Genomic DNA, 8,500 nt, shown 5'->3' on the forward strand with positions numbered 1-8,500 from the left:
CGTGATCTCGCGGGAGAAGTCGAGAACGACCGGGCCGCGGATTCCGGTCTTGGTAAAGATAAGGTCACCCTTGGCCTTGAGTTTTTTGTACTTGGGCAGGTTGACGAACATCTCCACTTTCGGGAGGGTGTCCGCACGGCAAGAAGGACTAACTATAAAAATATACTAATAGATACTTTTATCCCTAAAATTAGGCTTTTAGAAGATTAGCAAAGTAATAAACTTTTGAATTAGTATACTTATAATTGTGTTTATTGTACTGTTTTTATTATTAATATAAGTGGTTCAATAATTGAATTTTAAATCTATGTATACAATTATATTTCGTATTAAAAATACAAAGGGTATTTGGAAAATTATGTAGTTTTGAAGAACTCACACACATCAACATCAAGAATATATGCTATTTTCATGAGATGCTCAATATTGAAGTGCTGCTTGTTGTGATAAATTTCGGCAAGTGAAATTATAGATACAGATTTATGGCCAATACCCTGTGCAAGCTTCAATTGAGAAATGCCTCTTTCCTCACGAATTCTTTTGACATTTCTGCCAATTTTTATATATGTCTGATCCATAAAATCATCAGGAAGATTGCTTATCTCTTTCATTGCTCAACTTGTAATAAGAAGTTGTCAAACTTTATTCCGATAAGATTTTTTCAGCAACTTGTCATAACAAGGCGGTGTAGGATTTCGATGATACAGAAGTACGAAAAATTCCAAAGCAAATTGAAACACTTGACATCAGTACAGGCCGAGGAACTCTCCAAGAGATATTATGACGGCGAGAAAAATTCCGATCTGATAGATGAATATAATATAGACATATTGCCAAATGATTTATATAAAGCACTCCCTCTTCGAAAACATGCACAGCAGTGTCCATATTGTGAAACAAATTTATTTTCACTTCCTCGTTCAAAGAGCAGTTATCGAAGGCGTGACACTCTTTTTTGTATAGCTTGTGGGCATCATACAGACCTGTATTGCGACTGCACTGGATGCATGACTATACGACAACGGGAGCTGGAGGCACGGTTAAGTATAAAGAGAATAGAAGAAGAAAAGATCAGAACCGCACTCTTGCAATACCGAGTAGACCCGGTTCCCCTGGAGCAGTTGTCCGTCAAGGATAAAGCATATCTCGGTGCATTGTTGCGTGCATGCCTAAATGATGATTCAACTAAAATAATGCCCCTGGAATCAAGCGCAGAGAAGCTTGCACCTACAAAAAAGTATCAGAATGAAATATTAAATACCTTGATACAGAGGAACCTTATATCTCCCGATCCTGAAGATGTTACTTTCTATGAACTCGGTGTAAATGATATGATTTATATTAGTCATCGCCGGGTTCCCTATGTCCTAAATGTCACTTCCCCTTTATACAGCCGATCGGAAATCATTGAGCAGCTGATCTACCCAAATCAAATCGCTCTTGAGGATATTGCTGCCGGATATGATTTATGGAAGGAAATTGCGGTTTATGAGTCCATTGAATATCTGCAAAACAGATTAAATGAATACCAGTTGCACTCATCAAAAATTGGAGACAAGACCATTATGACAATAGCCAAAACACTTGAGGATTATTCTGTATCACAGGTATTTAACTTTTTATGGTCGGCAGTCAAAAATGCCGCGGCGTTTAAGCAAAAAAGTGGGATAAGTCAAAGTCATGCGATAAATAGCATTCCGGGAAATATTTTGAAGCGCCACGAGTTTGCACTGAAGGAAGGTTGGGACATAAAAGGGTACAACCGGGATTATAATCTTCCACAGTCCACCATTTCAGAGATAGTTTCTAATAGGATACTAAATATTGGTGACGTAGGATTTAAAGGCAATGTTACAGTGCGGCTATTGCAACAAAATTTAACATATTTTGATATTTTATAAAGAGTCTTTTTTCTTCGCTACATTCAGTTTGATTATATATAATCGAATATAAAAATTCAAATGCTGCAAAACAGGAGGGGATAAGTGATCATCGACAACAGACAACATGGCAGAGTCGGTGATGTGTTCAAATACCAAAAACTTGGAGGCGACTATTACTATGCCCAGGAACTCTTCGAAAAAGAAGAGGTCTACGGCTACCTTTCCAAGAACATGGCCGAAGCGAATAAGTCAATCTATGAGCATATGGTATACGATTCGGACGTGGAACGGACCTTCGTCCAATCCTTCAAGCTCAACGACAATGTGAAGGTCTATGCCAAACTGCCAGGGTGGTTCAAGCTCGACACGCCTCTGGGTAGCTACAACCCGGCCTGGGCCGTCTCATGATCGAAGAAGAAGGCAGTGTAAAGCTCTACTTCGTCGTTGCGTCAAAAGGCAGTTTCTTTGACTTCGATAGACGCGGATCGGAGAATGCAAAAATCGACTGTGGAAGAGAACACTTCCAGGCATTGGGTAATGATGTTCGATTTGAGACGGCATACAGCTTTCAAAGCTTAACGGAATATTTTTAGGTGTAGGTAGATGACTGATATCGAGTTTATTACGCGGTTTTCTCAAGAGGCTGGAACACACTATGAAAAAGCGAAATCTCAGGCATCTGACATACCGGCATATGCATTGGTTCATATTAGAGGATTTGTTGCCGCTGCCTGTTCACTGGTTGTGATTAAAGCAAATACTAAAGCACCATGGAAAATGGGTAATGATCTTTATGGAAAAATTAAATATTTATACGAGGAAAATCTACTCGACGAAGAGAGTAAGGATTGGTTGCATAAGCTTCGCATAAATGCCAATAAAGGTGCCCACCCGGAAGAGTTTTCTTTATCGGATTCCGAGTATAAAGACTTGGCGTATGAATCGCTTGAAACAGCTTGCAAGCTTGTTGAAAGACTATATCTGAAGATTCATGGGACTGAGCCACCAGAGTTTACTTGGCAAACATTAGATAGCAATCAGAAACTTCGGGACTTTTGCTATGCCTCTATCATGGATTCCGATTCAATGGCTCAGTATGAACTCGGAAAGGTGCTGCAGTCAAAGGCACGAGTTATTGAAAAATTAGAGATAGAAGAAGGTGAAAAAAACAATTATAGAAGAATTACTTTATTTAAATCTTCCAAACTTTTTGATAAAGCATTCTACCAGTTTCAAGAGGCTCGTTTTGAAAATGCAGATGCTGCTTATGAATATGCTGTATCTCTAGAATTGGGTTATGGTACAGAAGTAAATCTTAAAGAAGCCCACTCGTGGTATCGCACTGCAGCATATAATGGAAGCATCGATGCAAAAGCAATGTATGGCACTATCTGTCTTAGTGGGTCTGATTATCTTGAGAAAGACATTGCAGAAGCGCTGTTATTCCTCGAGGAAGCAGCAGAAGCAGATCATCCAATGGCGCTGACTAACTTAGGGGTGATTTATACTAAAGGTAAAGGTGTCAAACAAGATTTGAAAAAGTCTTTTTATTACACGCTACAAGCTGCAAATGCTGGATATCCGACTGCGCAATATAATTTAGGCACGATGTATCTAAATGGTGGTCCAGTAGATATCAACGAAGCATTAGCCTATGAATATTTTACTTTGGCTTCCGAACAGGAACTTCGTATTGCTGAGTTTGCACTCGCAGAGTTGTTTTTATTAGGACGAGGGTGTGAACGTGACATAGCGAGAGCAGAAAAACTTTATAACCACTCCATTGAAACTGCTGAAGAGATGTTGTTATTAGCAGGATATTATGAAGATGGAACATTCGGATATACAGATAACCTACAGGCAGCTTCATTACTACAAAAAGCTTATGAAATTTCGAAAACAGGTACAGAAGCAAATACTTTGGCTTATAAAAAATCTCCTATAGTTGTACAGAAGCTTAGAAAGGAATTATTTAATACGGCATTGGATCATGAACGATTAATGATTTCATTTTATTTTGATGAAAAAGGCTATCCTTACAATAATCGGGAAGAACGCATGTCATTGTTTCTTAAAAAAATAATGCAGATTGGTGATAAAAATAAAAATGGTCAAAATATTGAAGCTGATATCATTGAAATTACTCCAGGACTACTGAACACAATGCATCAGCCAAAGAAAACTATAAAGCAAGCTGGTCGTAATGATCCTTGCCCTTGTGGTTCTGGAAAAAAGTATAAAAAGTGCTGTAATGAAAATAAGAATACATTCCACTAATCTTTAACGTAGTTGTAGATGATCACTTCGTGCCTAAGAAGCTATTTCAGAGTGCATGGGTTGATTTGTTTTTTGAATAATTTGAAGGTGGATTTTTCTAAGCAACTGCTCAATGAATATAGGGTCTTCCCCCTCCTGCAAAAATTTCATTCTAAAAGCATTTTCCAGATTATATATTTTATTTTTCCATTCCACTCGCTCTTTCTGTATTTGTGCCCATTTACTTTTTAGTTCAATGGTAGAAGAATTGTATTTGTCCTTATAGAGCATGAAATTATCATAAAGGTTATAAAAGTCAATCATTTTCCCTCTTTGTACCATGGCCTCAGTATAATCAGAAAAATCGTTTATATAACAACCATCATTGTCATGGAGTTTAGAGAGTATCAAATCCAAGTTATCTTTGCTTTTTATGAGTATTTCAATGTCGCTCATAGATATCTTCGAATTACTAATATAGTTGATTTTGGGTAGGCTTTCTGGTTGCATTAGATCTAGGTTCAAATCAAATGGCGACTTCTTTCTTTTGGGTAAAGTAATTATCTCTTCTAATGCTGTCTCGATTGTTTTAAGACTGCTTTCAATGCCTAGGTATTCGGTATACCATTTTTGTTCATTGAGGCAAAAGGCGTTGTAATCTTCAACAAGATTTTCAGTGTTTCTTTGTACAAACCTTAGAATTAATGCAATATAATCCAGACAGGTTTTCGCATCTACATCATCATAGCCCTCGACCCTGCAATTTTCGATGTTCTCAAGAAATTTCTTTTGTATATTCACAGAGTCTTTACTCGTCATGTATTTTTCAATGATGTCAGTGATTATACGGTTATCTATAGAATTTAGAGTCTTATATACTTCGGGTATATTCTCAACCTTAACCATGTCATACGCTCCTTGTTCTTGTCAAAGGATAAGTGTGCCACAAAAGGGCTTTTATTCCTCATATTGTGCAATTTTATGCTCATATCGATATTCACAAACTTGACAATTTCTAGAAAGCCCCTACAAAGATGCAATTGTTATAATAAATGCTCTACTACTAGTGACAATGTATCAGTTTGGTGGGGAAAGATTACGTCATTTTTTAGGCAGTTTTTATATAGCTTGCTATAATGAATTAACGAAAGGTAACACGATGGAATTCAATAAATATTTTAACCCAGGCACGATTGTCGCGACTGTAATACTATTGATAGCAGTGTTGGGAATGATTGGGAACAAGTTGACTGAGCGCGACAACAAGCGTGGGTATTGTGATCTGCCTGAACCGGATAAGAAGGATCAGTAGTGCCTTGTGTCGGATTCGGTATTTTAGCGGTTATTATTCTTGCACAGCTATATATTACGCATGTTCTCAATGGGTTTCAGAAAGATAAAGATCGAGAATAAGCCTATAAATACAAGGGTGATTTGTTTACAGGTTATAATCACACCATGAAAAAATCACTTACTTTCCTAATGCTGTTAACAGCATTACTCACAACTCTAAATGCAACCGATCTAAATGATTTCATCAACAAAAAAAACTGTGATCAGATCATCGATAAACAGGCCTTTACCATTTGCTATGACTATACAGCCAAGGGTGCCAGGTATGTCGCCTACACGCTTGATGGAAAGCTTGTGAATGCCGTTAATGTCAAAAAGCGTTCCAGTTTCTATACCGAGAAGAACCTGCCGAAAAAGTATCGAAGTCATACCCGTGACTATACTAACTCCGGCTATGACAGAGGGCATCTGGCGAATGATGCCTCTTTCGATTATGATGAGAAGGCTGTACGTAAGACATATACGATGGCTAATATCATCCCACAAGCTCCAAAGGTCAACCGTAAGACCTGGATCAAGGCTGAGAAGCTCGAACGTCAGGTAGCAGTTAGTCTTGGCTCTGTAAGCGTTCTTAACGGTGTTGTATACAGTTCTAATCCCAAGAGAATAGGTAAAAACAAGATAGCCGTTCCGAATGGGTTTTGGAAGATGATTTACAATGACGCTAAAGGCTATCAAAAGTGTTTTTACTATCAGAACAATGATGCTATTGATGTTAAAGCTGATAAGTTAAAATCACATCAAGTCGAGTGCAGTATTTTGATTAACAAATAAGTTGTCTGCCTGATACGATATTTTATGTATTACTATTAATATAAGTTATTCGATATACTAGCCTGATATTCAATACAAGGACAGAAATATGCGTAAGATTTTTATATTGGTACTATTGATCACATCAATGGCTTTTGCTGCCTCAGGTACTATTAGCACAGCTATTGATCAGCAAGATATACAGACAAAACAGGAACTGGTCAATAAACAAGAGTGTGATATGTTGATTGCAAAAAATGCTACTGCTGAAGAATTGCAAAGAAGTGGATGCTGTTCACACCATGGTGGTGTATGCGGTTGTTCAAATGGCCGAGCTGCTTGTTGTGACGGTTCTTTAAGCCCCTCTTGTGGCTGTGATTAATAGCTGGAAGCATAAAGATCGCTGTGCCCGGCAGCGACAACTTCAGCATATCACTTAATCACAGTCTCATTAAATTAGGGCATCATATTGATAGTCAAAACTTTACTTACCTTGTGTGACAAGCCGGACTACAGAATTTACATCCATCTACATTTCTATAAAAGCGTATAGCTGCCGTCATAGCTTGATTACAACTAGCAAAATAACCGAGATGTGTACGTTGGGTTGGTAAGAATCTACAGTCTTCATGGTGTACTTCATGCTCCCCAGTGGGTTGAGCATTATTGTTTACATAATAATTTGCCATATTAGCTCCTCAGCTTAATGTTCTTTATCTCTTGGAGGAAACGGATCGTTCCCTGGAGCGATTGTATCTTTACTACGAAATTTTCCATCTCTCCCTTGAGTGGTAACTTCACCACCACCTTGTTTTTTTAACATTTCGCGAGCAGCATTGTCAGCTTCTTTTTGCGTCTTGTGTAAACTGGACGCTTTTGACGCGTCATTACGTTTATTAGCCCAAGTTCCATCTGGGCGTTTTGAGACTGTTCTGTCTTGAGGTTTACTCACAGTATGCTCCTGCATAAGTAACAAGTCTATTCCAATGATTTATACTCAATAGAATAGAAATGTAGTATTTGTCGAGCATATATCACGTAATAGAATACAGCGCCATGATAATGAAAAAGAAATCATCATGGCTATCAAAACTGTATCTCTACGAGTCATGTCAACACCTAAAGTTCAATCAAACAACTTGTTTAATAATTGTTTAATGCTTCATGGCTTATGATGGAGTTCTACAAATTTTAATGATCCATCATTTAAATTGGAAGTTGACGTTGCCGCGTTAACCTCACGAAATCCATTATATCGAATAAATTGTTACATTGCTAACGTCATTACTATACGCCATAAAATGTTGTATTGTATGGGGATCAAAAGTCACTTTTCAGTTTTTTAATCATATAAGTTTAGTCATTCTTTATTTTCAAAGGATGGGGTTGAAGGTGGCATTTACTCTCTTGTCTCAGATTTTGTGCAAATCCGGCTCATATTTGACTTACTCGTTTTCACTAAGTATTAAAATGTATGGTGTGGACGATGTTTGTGGAGACTAGATCGCTGGTCTACCTATTCTTGGTTCAGAAGTTAGATGGGGACAGGTCCTAGTTATCACCTCGTATCAATATTGACATTTAAAAAGAACAATTAAAATGCCTTTGATAAGCTTCTCTGTTTTATTTTAATACAGATCAATGCTTTTTATCTCACATTCTGCGGAACTGATTTTTACGCTGGTTATTTCTTTGTATGAACTAAATGAGAAATTAAAATTCATCGTATTGCTATCACTTTCATGTGCATAAAGACTGTGTGATTTATCTTCAAAGTTTGAGTCAGATTGTGTTGAATAGATTTGTCGGCCTTTGTATTCGATTTCAATTGTACATTCGACTTCGACATCCAAGTACGAACCACCTTGGTAATCAGTGTCAACGTCATAGCTTAGCTCTACGTCACAATCACGATAGTAACCCATTCCATAGCTCTCACTGCAATCTAAATCTCCTCCTGTAATTTCCACACAAACTTCAGCATTCGTCCTATATTCTGTCTCACAGTCATGCCCACTCACTCCTTGATTTTTACGTCTCTCTATTTCCATCAAAATCGCTTGCTCTAGCTCTCTCTGTTTCTTCAGTTCTGTTTGACTCATTGGAATGCATAAATTGCCAGATCTTCGATAACCCTTTTTACATTCCCAGCTATTACCTAGGTAGCTAAGTTGTGCATTCTTTGGTATTTGTACGGCTAAGCATTGATTGCCAGATCTTCGATAACCCTTTTTACATTCCCAGCTATTACCTAG

The 8,500-nt window shown here is 37.7% G+C and carries 12 protein-coding genes and 1 pseudogene; 7 read left to right on the forward strand and 6 right to left on the reverse strand.

Annotated features, from left to right (window positions below; genetic code table 11):
- Both ABYK33_RS11320 and ABYK33_RS11325 read right to left on the reverse strand, forming a co-directional pair.
- Positions 1-144: pseudogene (locus ABYK33_RS11320) on the reverse strand (NAD(P)/FAD-dependent oxidoreductase); the annotation flags it as partial.
- Positions 145-356: 212 nt separating this feature from the next.
- A complete protein-coding gene (locus tag ABYK33_RS11325) occupies positions 357-611 on the reverse strand; it encodes a helix-turn-helix domain-containing protein (RefSeq protein ID WP_373033325.1) in 255 nt (84 codons plus the stop codon).
- An 87-nt stretch (positions 612-698) separates the two neighbouring features.
- Here ABYK33_RS11325 and ABYK33_RS11330 point away from each other — a divergent pair, with 87 nt between their 5' ends.
- From ABYK33_RS11330 to ABYK33_RS11345, 4 genes are all read left to right on the forward strand, one after another.
- The gene (locus ABYK33_RS11330) at positions 699-1,901 is read left to right on the forward strand and encodes a hypothetical protein (protein ID WP_373033326.1); all 1,203 of its coding nucleotides are present in this window, start codon (positions 699-701) and stop codon (positions 1,899-1,901) included.
- Positions 1,902-1,985: 84 nt separating this feature from the next.
- On the forward strand, positions 1,986-2,291 hold the full coding sequence (locus tag ABYK33_RS11335; protein WP_373033327.1) for a hypothetical protein: 306 nt from the start codon (positions 1,986-1,988) through the stop codon (positions 2,289-2,291).
- Positions 2,288-2,476 carry a hypothetical protein gene (locus ABYK33_RS11340; RefSeq protein ID WP_373033328.1) on the forward strand — a complete coding sequence of 63 codons (189 nt, stop codon included), beginning with the start codon at positions 2,288-2,290 and terminating at the stop codon, positions 2,474-2,476. Before ABYK33_RS11335 ends, ABYK33_RS11340 begins: the two co-directional genes overlap by 4 nt.
- A gap of 10 nt (positions 2,477-2,486) precedes the next feature.
- Positions 2,487-4,160 carry an SEC-C metal-binding domain-containing protein gene (locus tag ABYK33_RS11345; RefSeq protein WP_373033329.1) on the forward strand — a complete coding sequence of 558 codons (1,674 nt, stop codon included), beginning with the start codon at positions 2,487-2,489 and terminating at the stop codon, positions 4,158-4,160.
- 33 nt (positions 4,161-4,193) lie between these two features.
- Here the strand turns inward: ABYK33_RS11345 and ABYK33_RS11350 are convergent, their stop codons facing one another.
- A complete protein-coding gene (locus ABYK33_RS11350; protein ID WP_373033330.1) occupies positions 4,194-5,045 on the reverse strand; it encodes a hypothetical protein in 852 nt (283 codons plus the stop codon).
- Between the two features lie 253 nt (positions 5,046-5,298).
- On the opposite strand from ABYK33_RS11350, the gene ABYK33_RS11355 reads away from it, so the two are divergent.
- The 3 genes from ABYK33_RS11355 (at position 5,299) to ABYK33_RS11365 (ending at position 6,627) form a co-directional block, all read left to right on the forward strand.
- Positions 5,299-5,451: a hypothetical protein gene (locus tag ABYK33_RS11355; protein ID WP_373033331.1), complete on the forward strand. Its 153-nt coding sequence runs from the start codon at positions 5,299-5,301 to the stop codon at positions 5,449-5,451.
- A gap of 146 nt (positions 5,452-5,597) precedes the next feature.
- A complete protein-coding gene (locus ABYK33_RS11360; protein WP_373033332.1) occupies positions 5,598-6,266 on the forward strand; it encodes a DNA/RNA non-specific endonuclease in 669 nt (222 codons plus the stop codon).
- 88 nt (positions 6,267-6,354) lie between these two features.
- Complete coding sequence (locus tag ABYK33_RS11365; RefSeq protein WP_373033334.1) at positions 6,355-6,627, forward strand: hypothetical protein; 273 nt, start codon at positions 6,355-6,357, stop codon at positions 6,625-6,627.
- 106 nt (positions 6,628-6,733) lie between these two features.
- Here ABYK33_RS11365 and ABYK33_RS11370 read toward each other — a convergent pair whose 3' ends face one another.
- The 3 genes from ABYK33_RS11370 to ABYK33_RS11380 form a co-directional block, all read right to left on the reverse strand.
- Positions 6,734-6,934, reverse strand: a complete 201-nt coding sequence (locus tag ABYK33_RS11370; protein WP_373033336.1) for a hypothetical protein — start codon at positions 6,932-6,934, stop codon at positions 6,734-6,736.
- A gap of 14 nt (positions 6,935-6,948) precedes the next feature.
- Entirely contained in the window at positions 6,949-7,197 is a 249-nt protein-coding gene (locus ABYK33_RS11375) for a DUF2188 domain-containing protein (RefSeq protein ID WP_373033337.1), read from the reverse strand.
- 676 nt (positions 7,198-7,873) lie between these two features.
- The coding region (locus tag ABYK33_RS11380) for a hypothetical protein (RefSeq protein WP_373033339.1) at positions 7,874-8,500 on the reverse strand (627 nt) is incomplete at its 5' end.

This window comes from Sulfurovum sp. (assembly GCF_041562805.1).
Classification (GTDB): Bacteria; Campylobacterota; Campylobacteria; order Campylobacterales; family Sulfurovaceae; genus Sulfurovum.

What these genes read in the sequence shown, in the direction of transcription:
- ABYK33_RS11325 (WP_373033325.1), bottom strand. Translation starts at nt 611, where the DNA reads ATGAAAGAGATAAGCAATCTTCCTGATGATTTTATGGATCAGACATAT.
- ABYK33_RS11330 (WP_373033326.1), top strand. Translation starts at nt 699, where the DNA reads ATGATACAGAAGTACGAAAAATTCCAAAGCAAATTGAAACACTTGACA.
- ABYK33_RS11340 (WP_373033328.1), top strand. Translation starts at nt 2,288, where the DNA reads ATGATCGAAGAAGAAGGCAGTGTAAAGCTCTACTTCGTCGTTGCGTCA.
- ABYK33_RS11345 (WP_373033329.1), top strand. Translation starts at nt 2,487, where the DNA reads ATGACTGATATCGAGTTTATTACGCGGTTTTCTCAAGAGGCTGGAACA.
- ABYK33_RS11350 (WP_373033330.1), bottom strand. Translation starts at nt 5,045, where the DNA reads ATGGTTAAGGTTGAGAATATACCCGAAGTATATAAGACTCTAAATTCT.
- ABYK33_RS11355 (WP_373033331.1), top strand. Translation starts at nt 5,299, where the DNA reads ATGGAATTCAATAAATATTTTAACCCAGGCACGATTGTCGCGACTGTA.
- ABYK33_RS11360 (WP_373033332.1), top strand. Translation starts at nt 5,598, where the DNA reads ATGAAAAAATCACTTACTTTCCTAATGCTGTTAACAGCATTACTCACA.
- ABYK33_RS11365 (WP_373033334.1), top strand. Translation starts at nt 6,355, where the DNA reads ATGCGTAAGATTTTTATATTGGTACTATTGATCACATCAATGGCTTTT.
- ABYK33_RS11370 (WP_373033336.1), bottom strand. Translation starts at nt 6,934, where the DNA reads ATGGCAAATTATTATGTAAACAATAATGCTCAACCCACTGGGGAGCAT.